The organism is Ralstonia pickettii, from assembly GCF_001699815.1.
In the GTDB taxonomy this organism is placed as follows: Bacteria; Pseudomonadota; Gammaproteobacteria; order Burkholderiales; family Burkholderiaceae; genus Ralstonia; species Ralstonia thomasii.
Genome location: NZ_MCGB01000113.1, coordinates 41,689 through 62,754, shown reverse-complemented (window position 1 = coordinate 62,754; position 21,066 = coordinate 41,689). Strand labels below are relative to the sequence as shown.

General features: G+C 62.3%; 21 protein-coding genes and 1 pseudogene. 12 read left to right on the top strand and 10 right to left on the bottom strand.

Annotated features, from left to right (window positions below; all coding sequences use genetic code 11):
- Positions 1-89: 89 nt before the first annotated feature.
- Entirely contained in the window at positions 90-1,580 is a 1,491-nt protein-coding gene (locus BEK68_RS24185; protein WP_249262971.1) for a bifunctional aminoglycoside phosphotransferase/ATP-binding protein, read from the bottom strand.
- Positions 1,581-1,767: 187 nt separating this feature from the next.
- Between BEK68_RS24185 and BEK68_RS24180 the strand changes: the two genes are divergently transcribed.
- From BEK68_RS24180 to phbB, 4 genes are read left to right on the top strand one after another with little or no spacing between them, the layout of a single operon-like run.
- Complete coding sequence (locus BEK68_RS24180; protein WP_012430411.1) at positions 1,768-2,805, top strand: zinc-dependent alcohol dehydrogenase family protein; 1,038 nt, start codon at positions 1,768-1,770, stop codon at positions 2,803-2,805.
- A 47-nt stretch (positions 2,806-2,852) separates the two neighbouring features.
- Positions 2,853-3,506, top strand: coding sequence for a nitroreductase family protein (locus BEK68_RS24175; protein WP_012430410.1), 654 nt, complete (start codon positions 2,853-2,855; stop codon positions 3,504-3,506).
- An 8-nt stretch (positions 3,507-3,514) separates the two neighbouring features.
- Complete coding sequence (locus tag BEK68_RS24170; RefSeq protein WP_012430409.1) at positions 3,515-4,018, top strand: hypothetical protein; 504 nt, start codon at positions 3,515-3,517, stop codon at positions 4,016-4,018.
- 7 nt (positions 4,019-4,025) lie between these two features.
- Complete coding sequence (gene phbB / locus BEK68_RS24165) at positions 4,026-4,772, top strand: acetoacetyl-CoA reductase (RefSeq protein ID WP_012430408.1); 747 nt, start codon at positions 4,026-4,028, stop codon at positions 4,770-4,772.
- A gap of 23 nt (positions 4,773-4,795) precedes the next feature.
- On the opposite strand, the gene BEK68_RS24160 is transcribed toward phbB, so the two are convergent.
- The gene (locus BEK68_RS24160; RefSeq protein WP_012430407.1) at positions 4,796-5,113 is read right to left on the bottom strand and encodes an HPF/RaiA family ribosome-associated protein; all 318 of its coding nucleotides are present in this window, start codon (positions 5,111-5,113) and stop codon (positions 4,796-4,798) included.
- A gap of 161 nt (positions 5,114-5,274) precedes the next feature.
- On the bottom strand, positions 5,275-7,023 hold the full coding sequence (gene polX / locus BEK68_RS24155) for a DNA polymerase/3'-5' exonuclease PolX (RefSeq protein WP_012430406.1): 1,749 nt from the start codon (positions 7,021-7,023) through the stop codon (positions 5,275-5,277).
- A gap of 180 nt (positions 7,024-7,203) precedes the next feature.
- On the opposite strand from polX, the gene BEK68_RS24150 reads away from it, so the two are divergent.
- From BEK68_RS24150 to BEK68_RS24135, 4 genes are read left to right on the top strand one after another with little or no spacing between them, the layout of a single operon-like run.
- The gene (locus BEK68_RS24150; protein WP_012430405.1) at positions 7,204-7,797 is read left to right on the top strand and encodes a rhomboid family intramembrane serine protease; all 594 of its coding nucleotides are present in this window, start codon (positions 7,204-7,206) and stop codon (positions 7,795-7,797) included.
- 52 nt (positions 7,798-7,849) lie between these two features.
- Positions 7,850-8,641 carry a polysaccharide deacetylase family protein gene (locus tag BEK68_RS24145; RefSeq protein ID WP_004634052.1) on the top strand — a complete coding sequence of 264 codons (792 nt, stop codon included), beginning with the start codon at positions 7,850-7,852 and terminating at the stop codon, positions 8,639-8,641.
- Positions 8,613-9,896, top strand: a complete 1,284-nt coding sequence (locus tag BEK68_RS24140; protein WP_012430404.1) for a putative glycoside hydrolase — start codon at positions 8,613-8,615, stop codon at positions 9,894-9,896. Before BEK68_RS24145 ends, BEK68_RS24140 begins: the two co-directional genes overlap by 29 nt.
- A complete protein-coding gene (locus BEK68_RS24135) occupies positions 9,851-12,241 on the top strand; it encodes a serine hydrolase (RefSeq protein WP_012430403.1) in 2,391 nt (796 codons plus the stop codon). The genes BEK68_RS24140 and BEK68_RS24135 overlap by 46 nt, the downstream gene beginning before the upstream one ends.
- Before the next feature lie 52 nt (positions 12,242-12,293).
- On the opposite strand, the gene BEK68_RS24130 is transcribed toward BEK68_RS24135, so the two are convergent.
- The gene (locus tag BEK68_RS24130) at positions 12,294-12,641 is read right to left on the bottom strand and encodes a hypothetical protein (protein ID WP_404944700.1); all 348 of its coding nucleotides are present in this window, start codon (positions 12,639-12,641) and stop codon (positions 12,294-12,296) included.
- Between the two features lie 228 nt (positions 12,642-12,869).
- A complete protein-coding gene (locus BEK68_RS24125) occupies positions 12,870-13,424 on the bottom strand; it encodes a hypothetical protein (RefSeq protein ID WP_249262970.1) in 555 nt (184 codons plus the stop codon).
- Between the two features lie 171 nt (positions 13,425-13,595).
- Between BEK68_RS24125 and BEK68_RS24120 the strand changes: the two genes are divergently transcribed.
- The 3 genes and pseudogenes from BEK68_RS24120 to BEK68_RS25645 form a co-directional block, all read left to right on the top strand.
- Positions 13,596-15,242, top strand: coding sequence for an adenosylcobalamin-dependent ribonucleoside-diphosphate reductase (locus tag BEK68_RS24120; protein ID WP_283159867.1), 1,647 nt, complete (start codon positions 13,596-13,598; stop codon positions 15,240-15,242).
- Positions 15,243-15,313: 71 nt separating this feature from the next.
- Positions 15,314-16,579, top strand: a complete 1,266-nt coding sequence (locus tag BEK68_RS24115; RefSeq protein WP_035511518.1) for an IS256 family transposase — start codon at positions 15,314-15,316, stop codon at positions 16,577-16,579.
- Between the two features lie 47 nt (positions 16,580-16,626).
- Positions 16,627-16,854 (top strand): annotated as a pseudogene (locus tag BEK68_RS25645) (ribonucleotide reductase-like protein); the annotation flags it as partial.
- A 16-nt stretch (positions 16,855-16,870) separates the two neighbouring features.
- On the opposite strand, the gene BEK68_RS24110 reads toward BEK68_RS25645, so the two are convergent.
- The 3 genes from BEK68_RS24110 to groL all read right to left on the bottom strand — a co-directional run bounded on the left by BEK68_RS24110 (position 16,871) and on the right by groL (position 19,408).
- Positions 16,871-17,254: a hypothetical protein gene (locus BEK68_RS24110; protein ID WP_012430400.1), complete on the bottom strand. Its 384-nt coding sequence runs from the start codon at positions 17,252-17,254 to the stop codon at positions 16,871-16,873.
- A 16-nt stretch (positions 17,255-17,270) separates the two neighbouring features.
- Positions 17,271-17,648 carry a hypothetical protein gene (locus BEK68_RS24105; RefSeq protein WP_249262967.1) on the bottom strand — a complete coding sequence of 126 codons (378 nt, stop codon included), beginning with the start codon at positions 17,646-17,648 and terminating at the stop codon, positions 17,271-17,273.
- Positions 17,649-17,770: 122 nt separating this feature from the next.
- The gene (gene groL / locus BEK68_RS24100) at positions 17,771-19,408 is read right to left on the bottom strand and encodes a chaperonin GroEL (RefSeq protein WP_012430398.1); all 1,638 of its coding nucleotides are present in this window, start codon (positions 19,406-19,408) and stop codon (positions 17,771-17,773) included.
- A 132-nt stretch (positions 19,409-19,540) separates the two neighbouring features.
- Between groL and BEK68_RS24095 the strand changes: the two genes are divergently transcribed.
- A complete protein-coding gene (locus BEK68_RS24095) occupies positions 19,541-20,305 on the top strand; it encodes a hypothetical protein (protein ID WP_249262966.1) in 765 nt (254 codons plus the stop codon).
- A 72-nt stretch (positions 20,306-20,377) separates the two neighbouring features.
- Here BEK68_RS24095 and BEK68_RS25330 read toward each other — a convergent pair whose 3' ends face one another.
- Positions 20,378-20,626 (bottom strand): hypothetical protein, encoded by a 249-nt coding sequence (locus BEK68_RS25330; RefSeq protein ID WP_004634075.1) that lies wholly within the window; start codon positions 20,624-20,626, stop codon positions 20,378-20,380.
- Positions 20,623-21,027 carry an HPF/RaiA family ribosome-associated protein gene (locus BEK68_RS24090; RefSeq protein ID WP_235201970.1) on the bottom strand — a complete coding sequence of 135 codons (405 nt, stop codon included), beginning with the start codon at positions 21,025-21,027 and terminating at the stop codon, positions 20,623-20,625. The genes BEK68_RS25330 and BEK68_RS24090 overlap by 4 nt, the downstream gene beginning before the upstream one ends.
- Positions 21,028-21,066: the final 39 nt, after the last annotated feature.

Here is a 21,066-nt window from a genome sequence, read left to right as displayed (position 1 = left end):
TGGCGCAAATTGGCGGCCGCCCGTGAAACGCCATCGCTTCGTCGCTTCGTTTCAAGGCCTTTGATTGCCTGGGCCGGCCCCGGGCAAAATCACTGCCTTCTACCTTTGATGTATGGCACCACTTTGGACATTTCGCCAGGAATAACATGTGCCCGCTCGTCTACGTTGAGCGGCTCTTGTGTGGCGATCTGGGCGTCCAGCACGTGCAGGTCTGCCTCGGATGCGTCGCGCCCGCCGCGCATGCGATTGCGGATGCGCGTACGCAGCGTGTCGACGTCGGCAACACAGTCCACGATGGCCACGGCTGTCCCCAGCCGCCGGCCCAGCGAGAAGAAACGTCGGCGCTGGTGCTCGGCGAGGAATGTGGCATCCGCAATCATTGGAAAGCCAGCGCCTGCACCGAGCTTGCAGATCGCGGCGAGACGCCGATACGTACGTTCGACTGCACGTGGCAGATAGCGATCGACTGCGCGGACATGCCAGCGGCGTTGGCGCTCGACATCAGAGCGCACACGGATCATGCCTTCCGCTTGGGCAAGCTGCGCGGCACGGGTGGACTTTCCGCTGCCTGAAAGGCCATGCATGAGGAGAATGCAGGCGTCGTTTCGGCAGAGCAGCTCCCGAGACAGGGCGAGCATGCGGCCTGCCTCGCGGCGGAGCCTGGCAGCCACATCGGGGGCCCCGTCCAACTGATGGGCGCGTTCCAGCAGTACGCGAGCCCGCACGAGCGCGCGCATCGATGCGTAGAAGGGCAGTACTGCCAACCCGCCATAGTCGCCACATCGTTCGAGATAACGGTTGATGAGTCGATACGCCAGCCCGTCCAGACCTGCGGCGAGCAGGTCCATGAACAGAAAGGCGGTGTCATACATGGTGTCGATCCACCGCAGTGACGGTGAGAATTCCAGACAGTCGAACGGGGTCGGCTGGCCATCGATCAACACGATGTTGCCCAGGTGCAGATCGCCATGGCATTCGCGGATGTGGCGGCTGCGCCGGCGTGAAGCGAATGTCTCTTCGAGGCGAACTGTGTGCTGACGAAGCAGCGATACCGTGGTCGCCGCATCCAGCGGTGCATGCCCCAAGGCAATAACTCCGGCAGCGCAGTCCTCGAACGTGCGCCGAATGCCTGAGGGCGTTCCATCGTCTGAACTCGCGCTGGCGACCGGCGCGGTTGCGTGGAAGTCTGCGATCAGGTCGGCCAGCGCGTCGATTTCTTTCGGGCGAAGTCGCCCGTCACGAGCCAACGCAATCAGTACGTCCTGCTGGGCAAACCGGCGCATGCAGACTGCGTACTCACAGGGCGTGCCTTGCCCATTGACGCGGATGGCCCCCGTGGCCGGATCGTTCGAAATTGGCACTACGCCAAGGTAGAGCGCAGGGGCGAGGCGGCGGTTGAGGCGGCATTCCTCCTCGCAATCGATTTGCCGCGCAAGGAGCGTCGAAAAATCGACGAAGTCCAACTTGACCGGCTTGCGTACCTTGTACGCAAATTCTCCAGCCAGGAAGACCCACGACAGATGCGTTTCGATCATCTGCAGATCGGCCGCCGGGTGTGGATACGCTGCCGCATCGAGCATGCGACTGACCAAGGCTTCTGCTGGCTGCGCGCACGGATTGGTGGTGGCTTGTTCGGCCATACGCGGGTTTCATCTCCTGACACTGAAGATCAATATCGCGCGCTTGACGCCATGCGCCCTGACGTAGATCAACGTCCGCGCAGGGCGGTTGCCTAGCATGGAGTCATCGTCTTCCTTGGTGATTCCCATGAAAGCACTTGTCTACGAGGGGCCTGGCAAGATCACCCTGGCCGACAAGCCGAAACCGGAGTTGCAGGCACCCGGCGACGCCGTGGTGCGCGTCACGTTGACCACCATCTGCGGCACCGATCTGCACATCATCAAGGGCGACGTCCCGACCTGCGAGCCGGGGCGCACGCTGGGCCACGAAGGCGTGGGCGTGGTGGAATCGGTCGGCGCGGCCGTGACATCGCTACAGCGGGGTGATCACGTGCTGATCTCGTGCATTTCGTCTTGCGGAAAATGTGCGAATTGCCGGCGTGGCATGTACTCGCATTGCGAGACGGGCGGCTGGATCCTGGGACATCGCATCGACGGCGTGCAGGCCGAGTACGTCCGCATTCCGCATGCGGAGACCAGCCTCTACAAACTGCCGCCGGGCGTCGATGAAGAGGCGCTGGTCATGCTGTCGGACATCTTTCCGACCGGATTCGAATGCGGTGTGCTCAATGGCCGCGTTCAGCCGGGCAACAGCGTAGCGATTGTCGGCGCAGGCCCCATCGGGCTGGCCTCGCTGCTGACGGCGCAGTTCTACTCGCCGGCGCAGATCATCATGATCGACACGAACGCGGCACGGCTGGAAGTGGCCACCAGGCTGGGCGCAACGGCGTGTATCGACGTCTCCAGTGAAGGCGCCGCAGCCGCCGTGAAGCGGCTCACGGATGGCGTGGGCGTCGACTGTGCGATCGAGGCGGTGGGCGTGCCCGCGACGTTCGAGCTCTGCCAGCAACTGGTTGCGCCAGGTGGCGTGATTGCAAATATCGGCGTGCATGGCGTCAAGGCGGACCTTCACCTGGAAACCTTGTGGAGCCAGAACATCGCCATCACCACGAGGCTGGTGGATACCGTCAGCACGCCGATGCTTCTGAAAACGGTACGTGCGGGGAAGCTGCTGCCTGGGCGGCTCATTACGCACCGGTTCAGGCTCGATGACATCCTCGCCGCCTACGACACGTTCCGCAACGCGGCAAAGACGCAGGCGCTCAAGGTGATCATCTCCGCATAGGCGGCGACACATGTCCGATGGATTTTCTGTTTTGTGAGGTGGATGCCATGAGCGAGGCGATGCTCCTGTCTTACGACCCTGTGCAACATCTACTGCCACAGCCGACGTCCCGTGCTGCGCCGGCAACCATTGCACTGGCGTCGCCGCTATTGGATGGCGGCAATACGTTGATTGCAGCGCTGACCAGGCGCAAGAGCGTGCGGGAGTTCGCGCCCACGCCGCTGTCGCTACAGCAGCTCAGCGAATTGCTGTGGGCGGCGAATGGCATCAACCGGCCGGAAACAGGCGGGCGCACCGCGCCTTCAGCGCACGGGCTGAACGAGATCGACATCTACGTCGCCCTGCCGGAAGGTGTCTACCAATACGAGCCGGTGGCGCACCGGTTGCGGCTCAAGCACGCCGTCGACGCGCGCAACCTTACCGGCTATCAGGATTTTGTCGGCAAGGCGCCGCTCGACCTGGTGTACGTGGTGAACCATGCACGTGCAGACCAGATGCCGGAAGCCGTGCGTGAAACCTTTGCCGGTGTCGCGGCGGGAGCGATCTCCCAAAACGTGTCGCTTTACTGTGCCTCCGCCAAACTGGGTTGTGTGGTACGTGGCTGGCTCAATCATCGCCTTCTGGCAGAAGCCTTGTCGCTCAATGAAGACGAAGTGCCGGTGCTGGCGCAGACGGTCGGCCACCCGGCCGCCGAGCGATGAGGTATGAGATGAGCCACGCATGTCGTCTTTTGCCACGCGGCCTTTTTGCGGCATTGGCTTTGGCCGCCAGCGCGCACGCTGGCGCAGTCGGTCCCGATGCTGCGGCTCCAGAGGTGCGCTTCCAGAACGAGATCGCCTATGTGTCAGGAGGCGTTGGGAGCGACGAGCGCGACGCCATGCGTGCGATGGCACGCCGCTTCAACGTGCGGCTGAACGTGGTGTCGGCCAGAACCAGCGAGGCGTTGTCGGATGTGGATGTGTCTGTTGCGGATGATCGCGGCAAGCTCCGTTTGCGCGTGCGCACGGAGGGGCCGCTCTTGTATATGCGCTTGCCTCGCGGGCACTATCAGATCACGGCCGCGTATCGCGGTGCGATGCAGACCGTGAACGTGAGCGCAGGCGCGCAGCCGGTTGATGCCGTCGTGCGGTTGCGCACCGAACCCGGACCAGACGAGTGGCTCCTGTGCCAGCGCGGATGCCCGCGCGCTGGCGCACGTCCGACGGCGCGATGAGGCCGTCATGACAACACATCGCATTGCGCTCATTACCGGTGGCATGGGCGGCCTGGGCGAAGCCATTGCCATCCGTCTCCATGCACAAGGGCATCGGGTTGTAGTCACCCATTCGATGGGCAATACACATGTGACTGCATGGATCGCGGAACAGCATGCCCAGGGGCGGCTGTTCCAGACGTTCGCGGTGGATGTTGCCGACTACGACGCTTGCCAGCGATGCACGTCCGACGTGCTTTCGACCGTCGGCCCGGTCGACATTCTGGTCAACAACGCCGGCATCACGCAAGACATGACCTTCAAGCGCATGACGCTGGATGCCTGGCGGAACGTGCTGGCCACCGATCTCGACTCCGTCTTCAACATGACCAAGCCGCTGTACGAAGGCATGATCGAGCGCGGTTGGGGCCGCATCATCAACATCTCGTCGGTCAACGGATCGCGGGGCGCGTTCGGGCAGACGAACTACGCGGCGGCCAAGGCCGGCATACACGGGTTCACCAAGGCGCTGGCCCTCGAGTGCGCCGCGAAGGGCGTGACCGTCAACACGATTTCGCCCGGCTATCTCGCCACGCGAATGACGCGCGATATTCCCAGCGACATCATGCAAGAGCGGATTCTTCCGCAGATTCCCGTAGGCCGCCTCGGCCGGCCGGAGGAAGTGGCTGCCTTGGTGGCCTTCCTGTGCGGCGAGGACGCTGCCTACGTAACCGGCGCCAATCTGGCCGTGAATGGTGGCTTGCACATGCAATAGCGCGTGTGCATGGCCACGACGCCTCAAGACTGTGACGAGCGTTTACTACCGGCTTCCAAGAGCATTCGTTCCACGTGCGAGAAGGCCTCGTGAAGTGCGACGTATGGGTCCTCGTTGGAGGTGTTGCTCGAAATATGCGTCTGATGCGGTGTGAACACGTGGACGTTGACGTCGAAAGGCTTGCCCTGGTGCTGGTGCTTGGCACCCACGGCAAGGCTGACGCGGCACCGCATCAGATCGGCACGAATACGCTTCAAGCGGTCTGCATGCTTGATAACCGCTTCTTCGACGGCCTTGGAATGCGGAATTCCCTGGAAAGAAATATCGACTGGGACGCTCATGGTTTGGCTCCGATTGGTCTGGTTACTGATGTGGAAAATCATGTGTTCATTCTTGACCGCACGATTTCCGGCACCTTGACTCGGATCAACCCGATGGGCACGGCGTACGACATGTTGCGCTGCAGATACAGACTGTCCGAGGTGGTGTGCGCATGTGGTCGTCACATGGTCCGCTTCAACAACGGAAGCAGCGTGTGGAGCGTGTGCGCATTGAGCACGTCTGCCTGCCCCAGCCACGCCCGGCGGGCCTGCGTGACACCAAGCGGCAGGTTCAGCAGATCGGCCGGGCTGTGCGCGTCCGACGCAATGCTCACGAGCACTCCCTCCGCCTTTGCCAGGCGGCATCCAATGTCGGCCAGGTCGAGGCGCGCGGGCTGCGCGTTGGCCTCAACGTAGCAGCCGCGCTGGGCAATGGCGGTCAGCACCCGCTTGAGATCCACGTTGCAGGCGTTGCGCTCGCCGATCAGGCGGCCCAGCGGGTGGGCGAGGATGCTGAAGTGCGGATGATCGAGCGCGCGCAGAATGCGCGATGTCTGTTGATCAGCCGACAGGTTGAAGTGGCTGTGGATGGCGCCCACCACAAGGTCCAGGCGGCCCAGCACCGAATCGGGCAGGTCCAGTGCCCCGTCCTCCAGAATGTCGACTTCAACCCCCTTGAGCAGCATGGGCCAACCCTTGTGTTCGGCATTGAAGCGGTCGATGTCGTCGGCTTGTGCGGCCAGGCGCTCTGCGGTGAGCCCGTGCGTCACGGCAATGCGCGGCGAATGGTCGGTCACCGCCAGGTATTGATAGCCCAGCATGCGCGCCTGTGCTGCCATGGCTTCAAGGCTGGCGGTGCCATCGCTGGCGGATGTGTGGACATGAAGATCCCCCTTGATGTCGGCCTGCTCAACAAGGGATGGCAGTCGGCCCGACTGCGCGGCTGCGATCTCCCCGTGGTCTTCGCGCAGTTCGGGGCAGATCCAGGGCAACCCGACGGCGCTGTAGACCGATGCCTCCGTCTGGCCGGCAATGCGCTCCTTTCCTCGGAAGACGCCGTACTCGTTGATCTTCAGACCCTGGGCCTGCGCAAGCTTGCGCAGTGCGATGTTATGAGGCTTCGAGCCGGTGAAATACACCAGCGCCGCGCCGAAAGCATCGGGCCGCACCACCCGCAAGTCCACCTGCATGCCATTTTTCAGGACGACGCTGGCGCGGGTGGGGCCTGCTGAAATTCGGGTGGCAACCTCGTTGTAGTGCACGAGATGCTCCACGATCTGGGCGCGTTTTCTTCCCGTGATGAGCAGATCAAGGTCCCCCACGGTGTCTCGCCCTCTGCGGTAGCTGCCGGCAACGACGAGTTGGTCGACCAGCCCGCTTGCCAGCAGGTAATGCGTCAATGCATCGGCACACGGCTTGGCGATTGCCAGACCGTAACGGCGATCGCGCGTCAAGCGTGCGTTGAGGGCTTCGAGCAAACGCTGTTCGCTTCGGGCGCCAAAGCCATGCAGTTCGCGAATGCGGTGAGCGGCCGCGGCCCGGGCCAACTCATCCAGGGATGTGATGCCCAGTTCGTGCTGTAACGCGCGGGCCCGCCTTGGGCCTAGGCCAGGCAACTGGAGCAGTTGAAGCACGTACGCTGGAACCTCGGTCCGCACGCGCGTGAGCATGGCGCAGCTTCCCGTTTCGACGATCTCGCGCATCTTTGCCGCGAGGTCGACTCCCACGCCCGGCAAGGCGGTCAAATCGGCGCCGCGTGCCAGCATGGCGTCAACGCCTTCGGTCATGCCTTCGACCGTGCGTGCGGCGTTGCGGTAAGCACGCACCCGAAACGGGTTGGCCTCTTCAATCTCCAGCAGATCAGCGATTTCGTTGAAGATCGCGGCGATGGCCTGGTTCGCGGGGTATTGATAGGAAGCGGCCAAAGGCATGGGTCATCCTCTTGCGTGCACGTAGCTCCATCGTTTCATCTGGCCATGCCGGGGCCTTGCGGCACATCAAGCGGAACGCGTTGCATTGCAGGATCACGGCACACAGTCGAACCGCCTTGCGCGAGATCAACCCAGCAAACGCGCGCAGCCGTATCGTGGGCAGAGATCAGGGGTGCCTTCATGATCAAGCTGCTCATCCTCATCAACGTGGCGGCGTTCGTTGCAGAAGTCTTTGCGGGGGACGCGTTGCTACGAACCTTTGCGCTCTGGCCACTCGGCGTATCTGGCGGCGGCGTGGTGGGAGGATTCCTGCCGTGGCAGCCGCTGACATACGCTTTCCTGCACGCAAATGGCGCGCATCTGGCGTTCAACATGTTCGGCCTCTACCTGTTCGGGCGCGACGTCGAACGTACCGTGGGTGCGCCTCGGACTTGGCAGCTCTATCTGTCCAGCATCTTGAGTGCAGCCTTCGCGCAACTCGCTTTTACGGCCTTGAGCATTCTTCCGGCGGGGCCGGTCATTGGCGCGTCCGGGGGCGTATTCGGACTGCTTCTCGCGTATGCCGTCCTGTTTCCCAATCGCATCATCGTTCCGTTGATCCCGCCCATCCCGATGCCGGCGTGGGTGTTCGCGACGCTCTATGCGATTGTGGAGCTGACCCTCGGCGTGAGCGGCACCGAAGTCAATGTTGCGCACTTTGCGCATCTGGGCGGCATGGCGGGCAGCGGGGTGCTGCTTTGGCACTGGCTGCACGGCACCCCACGCGAGTCATAGGCGGTGCGGGGTAAGCGATGCGCACCCTCCATCCTTATTCGGAGCCACGGCTGTGAACACCTGGGTCTTCTCGTTGTGCTGGGCGATTCTGGTGTTTGCGTGCCCTGGAGCCAACGCAGACATGCCCGCCCTGGAACCGCACGTGGTGGTGCTCGTCTATCACCGCTTTGCACCGACAGTGGATAGCACCATGACGGTTCGGATGCAGACATTCGAGGCGCATTTACAGGCGATCGAGGCGGCGGGTTATCGCATCGTTCCGCTCGCAGACATCGTGCGCTGGCACGACGGCGAGCAAGGTGCACTGCCCGCAAAGGCGGTTGCCATTACGGTGGATGACGGCCATCGGTCTGTGTACGAGACCTTGTGGCCCGCGCTACGCAGCCGGAGCATTCCCGTGACGCTATTTGTGTACCCGTCTGCCATCTCGAATGCTCCATACGCGATGACCTGGCCCCAGTTGCGAGCGTTGGCCCGCACCGGACAGTTTGGCGTGCAATCCCATACGTACTGGCATCCGGACTTCCGCGTGGAGCGGATGCACCGAAGCGCCGATGATTTCACCAAGTTCGCCCGCGATCAGTTGCGCCGCGCGAAGGAGCGCATCGAAACAGAGATCGGAGCCCCGGTGCACGCACTGGCATGGCCCTTCGGCATCCACGATCCCGAGCTGGAGCGCCTCGCACGAGAGGAGGGCTATACCGCAGCCTTCACGCTGGACGCGCAACCGCTGCGGGCGAGTCAACCTGCCATGGCGTTGCCCCGATACCTGATCACCGATGGCTGTGGTGCGCAATGCATGGCGAACATTCTCAATGCAGCCGGGGGTGGTAATCATGAGTAGCCGCGCACACCTCTGGCTTGCAGCGGTCTTGCTCTCTTGGGCGCAGTTTGCCGGCGCTGCCGAGGTCAGGGTGATAGACGCACAGACCCGCGTTCCTGTAGAGGGCGCAATCACATTCGTTCACGGCGAAAGCGGAAAGACCGATGCTGCCGGTCTGATTACCATTCCAGCTTCGGCAGTGGAAGCACGGGCGACGGTCAGCGTCCGCGCCCCCGGCTATGCGCGTGCCGAGCTGGTGCTTGGCGGCCCGCTACCCGCAGTCGAGATACCGCTCAAGCAGATCAAGCCCCGGGCGGTCTACCTGTCGGTACAGGGCGTATCCAACCGTTCCTTGCGCGATGCCGCCGTCGCACTCCAGGGGCAGACGGCCATCAATGCGCTGGTGATCGACATGAAGGGCGACCGGGGCGACACACCTTACCCGAGTGCGGCTCGTGTGGCGGTGGGCGCAGTCCCCGAACAAAAAGACCGGGTGGCCCGCATCAACCAGTTCGCCGCCGTGATTCGGAAACTCCACTTGCGTGGGCTGTATCTGATTGCGCGCATCGTCGTGTTCAAGGACGACCGCTTGGCTCGAGCGCACCCCGAATGGGCGGTGCGTGATCGTGATGGAGAGGTCTGGCGCGATCGTGAAGACCAACAATGGATCGACCCCAATGTCGAAGTCGCCTGGGCCAACACGCTTGACGTGGCGGAAGAGGCAGCAAGACTGGGGTTCGATGAAATCCAGTTCGACTATCTGCGCTTTCCGGACGCCAATGGCTTGCAGTTCCATCAAGCCAACACGCAAGCACATCGGGTTGCGGCCATCACGGGGTTCCTTGCGCGGGCGAGAGAACGGCTGCGGGCGTACAACATTTACCTGGCGGCGGATATTTTCGGCTACGTCTGCTGGAACACCGACGACACGGCGATTGGCCAGCAGATCAACACGCTGGGCGCCGTGGTCGATTACATCTCGCCCATGCTGTACCCCTCCGGCTTCACATGGGGCCTGCCGGGCACCAGAAAGCCGACCGAGCAGCCCGGCGAGATCGTCTCGCGTTCGCTCGCTGAAGCGAAGCGCCGCACAGGTTTGCCTGGTGAGAGGTTCCGGCCGTGGCTGCAGGCGTTCCGGGACTATGCCTTTGATCGTCGCGAGTTCAACGCCGAGATGATTCGCGCCCAGGTCGACGCTGCCGATGCGGAAGGCACCAACGGGTGGATGCTATGGAACGCGCGCAATCGTTACGATCCAGCCAACTTGCCGCGATAGTCGCGGTAGTGACAGCGGCGCTGTTGGCCTGCATGCAGAGTGGGCAGGCCGCGCCCACAGCCAACGACCCTGGGCCGCTGGGTACGCCAGTGCCCATGCACGAGCTGGAAGCCGTAGTTGCTGCGCAGATTGCCGATGCCAATGTGGCCGGAGCTGTCGTCGCGATCGGTGAAGCCAATGCGGTGCGCGAACGTGTTGCGCTGGGTCAGCGATCCGCCGGTCCCGCCGAGCCGATGACCGAAGACACGATCTTCGATCTCGCATCGCTCACCAAGGCAGTGGCCACGGCCACGGCGGTACTGCAACTGGCAGAGCGCGGACGTTTGGAACTGGACGCGCCGGCCAGCCGTTACTGGCCGGCCTTCGGCGACGTAGGGAAGGCAGGCATCACCCTACGGCAATTGCTCAATCACACGTCTGGACTCCCTTCGGGCCTGGCTGCCCGATCGGAACTCCGCAGCCACGCCACGGTGCTTCACGCCATCGAAATCATGCCCCCGATAGGGGAGCCGGGGCGCAATGTCATCTACAGCGATCTCAACTATGTCGCCTTGGGCGAGCTTGTCCAGCGTGTCAGCGGGATGGGACTGGACGCATGGTGCGCGCAGCATATCTTTCGACCGCTTGGCATGCGCGACACCGCGTTCCGTCCGAGCCACAGGGCGATTGCCCGTATCGCGCCGACCATCGTGCGCAACGGACGATGGCTTCGCGGCAACGTGCATGATCCGACCGCCGCCGCACTGGGGGGTGTCTCCGGCAATGCGGGCTTGTTCTCCACGGCGGATGACCTCGCGCTGTTCGCCAGGATGCTTCTCAACGGGGGCAGCCTGGGGGGCCACCAAATCTTGCAACCGGACAGCGTTGCCCTGCTGTTGACGCCCGACGGTTCGACTGCCGTGGAGGCGACGCGCACGTTGGGTTGGGAAGTGCAGGCGCCGTTGATCCCCAACCGCTATCGCGCACCGCGCGTGGGGCTCGTTCAGCATCTGGGCTACACCGGAACCGGCTTATGGATCGACTTGGTCACGCGCCGGTTTGTCATTGTGCTCACGAGCCGCCTGTATCCGGACGAGCGGGGTAACGCCATGCCGTTGCGTGAAGCCGTCCTGAATCTGGTATCGAGCACTGCGCCGCTGCTCTCTGGTCAGCAGATCGCCACGCGTGCCCCGACCATGGCCGACGCTGTGATCAGCGCGGAACGGCGCTTACCCACGGCGGTGGGTCCCGTACGGACAGGCATCGACGTGCTCGAGGCCGGCGGCTTCGCACTGCTTGTTGGAAGGCGGGTCGGCCTGGTCACGAACCACAGTGGCTTCGATGCGCAGGGGCGGCGCACCATCGATGTACTCAGTCAGGCACCCGGTGTGCGGTTGAACGCGATCTTCGCACCGGAGCACGGTATCGGCACCGATCTCGACGCGCGCTTTGGTGACACGATCGACCCGCGGTCCAACGTGATCGTCCATAGCCTTTATGGCAACAGCAATGGCATGCCGCGCAGCGCGCTGGCCGATCTGGACGTCCTGGTGTTTGACCTCCAGGACGCCGGCGTGCGGTTCTTTACCTACCTTGCCACCCTGGGGGCGACGCTGGAAGCTGCTGCGAAGGCTCATATCCCAGTGCTGGTGCTGGACCGTCCCAACCCGCTCGGCGGTGATCTGGTGGGTGGGCCGGTATCCGATACGGCGGACCGCTCATTGACGAACTATGTGCCGCTGCCGCTTGTGCACGGCATGACGATCGGCGAGCTTGCCAGGTTGCTGAACGGGGAACTGCACATCGGGGCGGCGCTGCATGTGGTGGCCATGGAGCAGTACGACCGTGCAATGCGCTTTGCCAACACCGGGCTGGGTTGGGTTCCGCCATCGCCGAACCTGCGCGATCTTTCTGCCTTGGAGCGATATCCGGATGTGGGGTTGGTCGAGGGCGCACGTGTGAGCGTAGGCAGAGGCACGACGGCGCCGTTTGGCATGGTAGGAGCGCCATGGATGGACGGCGCGGCGCTCGCGCGAGAACTCAATGCGCTGGACACGGGCGCCATCTATACACCCGTCCATTTCGTTCCTGCGGAAGGGCCGTACCATGGCCGCTCGTGCTCGGGTGTGGCGATCCACCGGGTGTCAGCTCTGACCCGCCCGGGCCGCATCGGTTTAGCGCTCGCCCGCGTACTGTCGCAACGTTATCCCGAGCAGTTCAAGCTGGAGGCGATCCGCACGTCTGTCGGGTCGGAGACGGTCTGGGCGATGCTGCGTGACGGCATTGCGCTGGACGCGATCGAGCGAGCCTACACCGCACAGGCCGATGTCTTTCTTTCCCAGCGCGCGGCATATCTGCTGTATTGACGATGCCAGCTACGCGCCCAGATGGAGCCTGACAAGGCAACACCAGATGCGGCTACTTCGTCTGATTGCCGCCATCCGTATGTGGGTCGCGTTTGCCCTTTGCGCCTTCCGTGTATGGATCGAACTTGCCGCGTCTCGATCCCTCTGTGTACGGGTCACGCTTGGCTTGCGTGGCGCCATCGGTATAGGCATCACGTTTGCCCTTTGCGCCTTCTGTGTACGGATCGAACTTGCCACGTCTTGAGCCCTCTGTGTATGGATCGGGCTTGGCTTGCTTTGCGCCCTCCGTGTAGGGATCCACCTTGCTGGCTTTTTCTCCGTCGCCGTTCTGTGCCGTATCGGGCTGACTCTGCGCGTACACCGACGCAGAGGCTGCTGCGACGACGAGCAGAGTCATCATGAGTTTCCTGTGCATTTTGGGCTCCTGCAAACAAATCAAGTCCAACCGTTGGATCAAAACCTTTTCCATTCGGCACGTACATGTCCGATGGCTATTTCAAGAATAGGTAGCTACCAGAGACCCTCGTTGAGAGAAATCAAGCTGCTCTCTTTCGTCTGTGCCTGTGTGGCACAGGGCACATGGAAATTGTCTTTGGGCGGGCGTATTTCCATTCACAGCCACAAGCCGTCAGGCGCCTGGCGCGCTCCCGGACTTCGCTTGCGGCTGCGATGGCGATCGGGCTTGCGTAGCCGATGCAGCGATCGCGTTGAAGGTGTTGACCAAGGTCTGCCAGGAGTCAAGAGACGCAATCAACAGTTGTGCAGGAGATGCAGCCGTTCCGGGACGATGTTGGAATTGGTCGTTCCACTCTGTCGCCTGGCGCAGATATGACCGCTGCGCTTCATTGAGAAGGTCGGCCCACTGGCGAACAGTGCTCGCACTTTGGTTGGCTTGCAGCTTCATGTACGCGCTCTGCGCCGAGGCCAGTGCGGTCCAGTCTTTGACTGTATCCAACTGGCCCTCCAGCTGGGACAGGCTATCCAATGCGGTTTCTGCCATCTTGACGCGAAGGCGCGCGAGCTGAAGCTCGCTATCCACGAAGAACTCCGCAGCGCGGCTGGCATCGCGCATGGTGGCGCAGGCGAGGGTGCAGACGGCATCAGTAGGCTGTTGCATCACGATCTCCGGTTGATATGACTGGAGATTAGGCACTTCGGTATTGCCGGATTTGACCTGACGCAAGTCTCCAGATCGGCTTGTCGGGCGCTCCTGAGGGGTCGGTTCTCTTGGGGCGGTTAGCTGCCTGAGCCAAAGACGTTACGGCGGGGGCGATGCGTTTGGGCGTGATGTCGATCAACGCTCTCAGGGCGGTGTTGCCTAGCATGGAGTCATCCGCGCAAAGGGAGCACTTCGATGCGGGCAGGGCCTCTGAACCGTCCAGGCGGACCATCACCTTTGAGTACCGCTGTACTTGCAGATCGCTATCTTGCGCCCGGCGAAACGACGTGCAATGACGTATTCAAGCGGGTTGCCCATGCGCTTGCCGCTGCAGAGCAGCCAGACCAGCGCGCGCATTTCACGCGCTTGTTCTACGCCAATCTGCTGCAAGGTGCCATTGGAGCGGGGCGCATCATGGCGAACGCGGGAAGTGCGAATCACGGGACGATGGTCAACTGCTTCGTGCATCCTATCGGCGCTAGCGAGCAATCCGTCGCAGACGCTTCCGATGTCGAACGCGCTTTGCATGCAGCACAGCGCACCTTGCAGATGGGTGGCGGGGTCGGCTACGACTTCTCGGTCATCGCCCCTGCTGATGCTGAGCAGGCAACGTCGAACAGCGGAACTGGAAGCGTCTGTGCCGTCCTCGACTCATTTGATCGGGTATGCGCAACGCAGGCGCTCGTCAACACGCGAGGTGGCGCGCAGATGGCCGTTCTGCGCTGTGACCACCCCGACCTGGCCACTTTCATTACTGCCAAACGTGGGCGCAGGCGCTGGGCAACGTTCAACCTATCGGTTGCCGTTACCGACGCGTTCATGCGAGCGGTTGCCGATGACGGTCTCTGGTGCCTGCAGCATCGAGCAGTGCCCAATGCACAACGGCTGGCTACAGGCGCCCACGCGCTGTCTAACGGCAAGTGGTGCTACGCAGTCGTTCCCGCACGGCAGCTTTGGAACATGATCGCGGAAGCCGCGCATCACAGTGCAGAGCCGGGTCTGCTGTTCATCGATACGATCAACGCTGCCAATGACCTTGCCGAGATCGAGACGATTGCCGCAACCAATCCTTGTGGAGAACAACCATTGCCGCCCTGGGGCAGCTGTGTACTGGGGCCGATTGATGTATCCAGGTGGGTGCAGTGGCCGTTTGGAATGGGCGGTCAACCACTGTTCGATTTCGTCGGCCTGAGCCGGGCGGTGCGTGTTCAAGTCAGAATGCTCGACAACGCGATCGAGATCACACGCTGGCCGTTGCCTGAGCATATGCACGAGGCCCAGGCCAAACGCAGGATCGGCGTAGGCGTGACCGGCCTTGCCGATGCTCTCACAATGATGTGCCTGCCATACGACGCTCCGGCAGCACGATGCTTCGCCGCTCAGATCGGGCGATGCTTGCGTGATAGCGCCTACGCAGCTTCGGCCGCATTGGCATGCGAGCGCGGGCCCTATCCGCTGTTCAGTCCGGAACGCAGTCTTGCTCCCGGACATTTCAGCGCCGCATTGCCCAAGGCCGTGTGCGAAGCTGTCGCAAAGCACGGACTGCGCAATAGCCACCTCCTCTCCCTGGCACCAACGGGTAGCGTAAGCCTGGCGTTCGGAGATAACTGCTCCAGTGGTATCGAACCTGCGTTCGATTGGGTGTATCAGCGTCGCGTGCGTATCCAACATCGCGCGCCGCAGCTTTACCGTACTGAGAACCGCGCCTACAGGCTTTTCCGGGCGCTGTACGGACAGCGTGCAGCGTTGCCCGGCTACTTTGTCACCGCAAGGCAGATTGATGGGCTCGACCACGAGCTAAAGTCGAAAGTGGTGTACGGGGGAGTTGAGGCGGGAAGTTGAAGGCGGTGGAGGTTTCAGCTGAGAATCTGATTGTCGAAGTCGGAAACCAGCAAAAAATCAAACCATCCACCATGAGCAAGGATACGGAAAAAGCAGTCGTCGGTCTATCGGGAGTCGGGCTTGGACTTGACGAATTGGTTCGTCACGGGGCGCGGCAAGTGATTCAACAAGCGATCGAAGCGGAGTTGGCGGAGCTGATGGAGCGGTTCGCGAACGTCAAGACGTTACACGGGCAACGCGCCGTGGTGCGCAACGGCTACTTGCCGGAACGCGAGGTGTTGACGGCCGCCGGGCCGATTGCGGTGAAGGTGCCGAAGGTACGTGATCGATCGGGATCGGGCGTGAAGTTCAATTCGACGATCGTGCCGCCGTACGTGAGGAAGTCGCCTCGTGTGAGCGCAGCGCTGCCGTGGCTGTATCTTAAGGGCATCTCGACGGGCGACATGGGCGAAGCGTTGAGCGTGCTGCTGGGCGATGACGCCAAGGGCCTGTCGGCCAACGTGGTGAGCCGGCTTAAGGCGCAATGGGCCGACGAGCATGTGGCCTGGAGCCGGCGTGACATGTCCGGGTCGCACTACGTTTATTGGTGGGTCGACGGCATTCACACGGGGCTGCGCAGCGAGAACTCCGACGGACAATGCTTGCTGGTCATCATCGGCGTGAAACCGGACGGAAGCAAAGAACGTGTGGCGATCGGCGATGGTTATCGCGAGACGAAAGCGTCGTGGCTGGAGCTGCTGCTCGACCTGAAAAAGCGCGGTCTAAAGGCGGGGCCACGGCTGGCGGTCGGCGACGGCGCAATGGGCTTCTGGGCGGCGCTGGAAGAGGTGTTTCCGACCACACGTGGCCAGCGCTGCTGGTTTCATAAAATGGGAAACGTCATGAACGCGCTGCCCAAGTCGCAACAGGCACGCGCGAAGGCCGACATGCAATCGATCTGGATGGCCGCGACGCGCGCCGACGCGCACGCCGCGTTCGATCGTTTCGTATCGATCTATGCGGCCAGATATCCGAAGGCGACCGAGACATTGAAGAAGGACCGGGAGAGCTTGCTCGCGTTTTACGAATTCCCTGCCGAGCACTGGCAGCATCTGCGCACGACCAACGCGATTGAATCGACGTTCGCGACGGTGCGCCACCGTACGACGCGCACGCGTAACTGCGTATCGCGACCAACCTTCCTCGGACTGGCATTCAAGCTGATCGAGGAAGCCGAGAAAACCTGGCGCCGTATCAACGGCCCCGAAAAGATCAAGCTGTTGCTCGAAGGAGTTGCCTTCAAGGACGGCGAACCGGTGCAAGACGATCGACCGGCTCAGCAGAAAATCGCCGCTTGAAATCGACCGCCATCAAATTGTTCATACACCACTCTTGACGTTAGCTCCTCGACCACTTGCGCATGGTGGCGACGCTGCAACCGTTTGTTGATGCATCCATTTCAAAGACGGTCCTTCTTCCGTGCAGCGCGTCGTGCGCACAGGTTGCGGCACTGCTCTTTCACGCATGGCAGTTGCGACTCAAAGGCATCACGATCTTCAGGCCGGACACCGGTCCGGACGACGTGCTCTCCGAGCTGCCCCCATTGAACGGTCGCCTCACGTGCTTCTGTTGAGCAACCCAGCCAGCGCTTAATCCAGATCGAGCTCTGGGTGGTCCGACAGAACGTCGGCGCGTGAACGGCAGGGGCGCAATGGGTCGTCCGGTCCAATCCATGCCGCGCGCACATTGGCGCAGATATCACGAAAACGGGTGGTGGGGATGCCCATGCGATTGGCCGCCGTGGCCCAGTGTGTGAAGACTTTCGAATGCACAGCCAGATACTTCTGGCGAGTGTCTGGATCTCGCGGAAACATGCCATCCGCGGTGGAGAAGTCGGGGCACCTGAGGTAGAGGTTGAACCAGAAGAGCGCAGCGTACGCCCGGAGAATCTCCTCCACCGACTCTGGGCACGTCGTATCGAAGGCAATCTGCGGGCAGGGGCAATCGGTCGCACAGAAAAATGTCGTACGCATGTTTGCGCGCTCCCGGTTATCCGACGTGTTGACGCTGTTGGGCGGCGGGATACGTTCTCAGTGGATTGGTGAGGGCTTCCACCGTAACCGTCATGTCCAGGCCGCCGACGCCTGGCAAGCGGAGCAGGGCCCTCTTCAGAGAGTTCAGCGGGCTGGCATTGCCGACGTGGCCGGCCATGCGAATGCGACCGTGCTCCGCGCTGACATGGATTTCGCTCGCCGATCGCGGGGCAAACCAATGGACGGCAGTCTTTGCCAGCACGGCAAGCGCTGGATCAGGGAGCAGACTGGAACTGGCTACCGGAAGAAATGCCGTCGCCAACGCGTCTTCGTTCATGGGCTCAAGGGGTGCCGCTTTTGCGAACGGAGGATGGACGAATGCTTGAGCGATCATGGCGAACTCGGTGTGTCGAAGCGTCTTGCTACCACTGTAGTAGACGGCTCGGAAGCGCATTTGATCGTGAGCAAAGCTGGAGCCATCGCCAGAAGCCTTCGAAAGGCTCCGGATTGTCTTTGCTATGCGTATCCGGCGTTGAACATGGTCGAGTTTGAAGTTTCATCCGACCGGTCAACGTAGCCTTCCCGCACATCGGCGATCATGCAATCCGTGGTCAACAACAGGGCGGCAATCGACACGGCGTTCTGCAATGCGGTGCGCACCACCTTGACAGGGTCGACAACGCCCAACTCCAGCATGTCGCCATAACGATCGGACGCTGCGTCGTAGCCGTGCGATCCCTCACCGGAGAGCACCTGGTGAACGACCGCCTGTGCATCGGCTCCTGCGTTGGCTGCGATCTGGAGCATCGGCGCGGCCAGGGCGGTGTGCACGATATGGGAACCCGCTTGTTGCTCGGCATTGGGCGCGGTCCATGCGTCGATGGCGGAACGCGCTCGGAGTAGTGCAACGCCACCGCCCGCCACGATGCCTTCCTCAACGGCGGCACGCGTGGCGTGAAGGGCATCCTGGAAGCGGTTCTTGCGCTCGTGCAACGCAGCCTCGGTTGCCGCGCCCACCTTGATGACGGCAACGCCACCGCTCAGGCGTGCAAGCCGTCGCTGAAGCTGCTCGCGGTCGTAGTCCGTCTTTGCCTCGTTGAGCTGTGCCCGCAATTGGGCAACGCGCTGCTCCACTGCGGCCTTTGCCGTATCGCCCGCGATGAGTGTGGTCGCATCCTTGGTGGTTTCCGTACGGTGTACGTGGCCGAGCTGATCAAGCGTCGCGTGCTCCAATGAAACGCCGGTCTGCGATGAGATAACGGTCGCGCCAGTCAGCGCAGCAAGGTCGGCCAGTTGCTCCGTGCGCGACTCGCCAAAGCCGGGCGAACGGATCGCGCAGCTCTTGAGCGTGCCGCGCAGATTGTTGACGACGAGCGTGGCCAACGCTTCGCCTTCCACTTCGTTGGCAATGACCAGTAGTGGCTTGCCGGTACCGGACACGACTTCAAGAACCGGCAGCAGCTGGGTGATTGAGCCGATCGTGGCATCGCACAACAGCACCCGGGGCTCTTCCAGTACGACGGCCCGGCTTTCGGTGGTGGCAAAGAACGGCGAGAGAAACCCGCGGTCCACGCGCGCGCCTTTCGCGATCTCGACCTGGTCTTCAAGCCTCGAGCCGTCTTCCACGCTGATAGCGCCGTCCTTGCCGACCTGTTCAACCGCGCGCGCCACCAGCGAGCCCACGGTTTGGTCGCCGCTGGCGGAAATCGTGGCGATCTGCCGCATTTCGTCTACGGTCGTGCAGGGGCGTGCCATGTCGTGGAGCTGTTGCGCAACCACGGCGCCTGCGGCCTCAATGCCGCGCCTGAGCTGCATCGGGTCGTGCCCGGCTTCTACGTATTTCACGCCCTCGGCCACGATGGCGTGCGCCAACGTGGTGGCGGTGGTCGTACCGTCACCTGCGACCTCGCTGGTGCGCGCCGCTGCCTCGCACAGCAGCCGAGCGCCCATATCGGCAAATGGCTCGCGCAGTGCAATGGAGCGTGCAACCACAACGCCGGAGTTGGCGACCATGGGCGTCATGCCCGGCCGTTCGATGATCACGTTGCGTCCACCAGGCCCGAGCGTCACCTTGACGGCCCTGGCCAACAGGTCGATTCCGTTGAGCATCATCCTGCGGGCGGTTTGATGGAAGACGAGGGTCCTGGCTGTCATGGTCAACTCACATTGGGTCGGGTGTGCCGTGGCGTGCGGCTTCGCTTACAGAAACAGAAGGTGCCGCCGCCGGCATTGCACGCCACGCACGGGCTGTTGTCTTTCAGGTTAGCCATGACGGAGGGCGCGGGGTTGGGCTGGATCAAAGGTTGCGCCATATCAACGCGCTCCGGTGCGCATCGACCATTGTGGGGTGAGGGAAGCGAACGGATTCTCAAGGAGGAGCCGATCATGCTGCGGTTACAGAACCTCTTGCGGGCTGCGCTGGTTGCAGCGTCTCTCGTGTCGACACACGCGGCATTGGCGCAGGCACCCACCCCCGAGCCACTACACCATCCGAGCCCCGATTTCTGCGCGCAGATGCGCAATGCCCGGACACCGGCAGAACGCCGTGCGTTGATGCAGCGCATGCAGGATATTCACGGCTTGAACGAGTCGGATCGGATGAGCGGCCGTGCACGAGGAGGGATGCCCGGCGGCACGATGAACAGGCGATCGTGGCGGGCCATGTACGAGGAGGGGTGTCTGAATGAAGATGCTTCTGCCGTGCGTCCCATGCCACATGTGCAAGGAGGCGTGGCTTATGTGTCAGGTGGGGTCGGGCAGGATGCGGTGGATGCAATGCGTGGCGTTGCAGCGAACTACAACCTGCGCTTGACGTTCATCGAGCAAGGTGGGGCGTACGTTTCAGAAGTCGACACCCGTATTCGTTCCGCAGACGGGGCGGTGTCCCTGGTGGTCGTAACGGAAGGCCCGCTGCTCTACGCTCGCCTGCCGCGTGGCAAGTACCAAGTCAGTGCGTCTTATAACGGTGTGGTACGTCAGGGCACGCTTGTGGTGCCGGCACATGGAGCGATCGTGCGCACGATGACTTGGCCCCGCCAAAGGACTCGGTAGCGACGTCGGCAAACGATGTGTTTTTCAGGATGGCGAAGCATGCATGGCGCCGGCATTCTTCGCCCTGCCACTTCATTGATACGTGGTGGTTTCAACCGGAGTCAATACGGCATAGCGCGCAGCAAGCTCCCGGCCGAGCAAGATACCCGCGCTGAAGGCAAGCTCGCGGGAAACGTAGCCTTCAGCGCTAGCGGCGGAAATCCAGGACGAGCATTTTCCACCGGGCGACACGAACCGGCACTCGCATTCCCAGCGCTTGTCGCTTCGCCGCTTTGTACGAACATCCACCCAACCCCGCCCGGCTTGAACGGTCAAGCTCATATGCCCCCCTTGGCTGCGATGGTTGCTTTCGATTGCCCACGTACCATCTCGCGTCGCAACGCGAACTCGACTTCTCTGAACGCTTCGCGAAGTGCCGCTCGGGCGTCCTCGCCGGAGGCATGGCCCGAGAGGTGGCTATCGTGGCGTGTCATCACATCAATATGAACCCTGACGGATTGGATGGGTGTCTGCTGTCGAGGCAGTTGAATCAACTTGACGCGGCAACGTGCGATCTCCGCTTGAAACCTGGCAAGGCTGTTCGCCTGTTCGATGACAGCATCCTCAATCGCTTTGGAGTAAGGAAAGTCCCGAAATGAAATGTCCAATGGCAAGGTCACGCTCACACTCCTTGACCCAATGTCGGGCGCTGCCACGTCTTCAAGGGCAGCAGAAAACTTCAAGGTCGCATCCTGTCAACCGGATGACGCGGCCGGAACGTA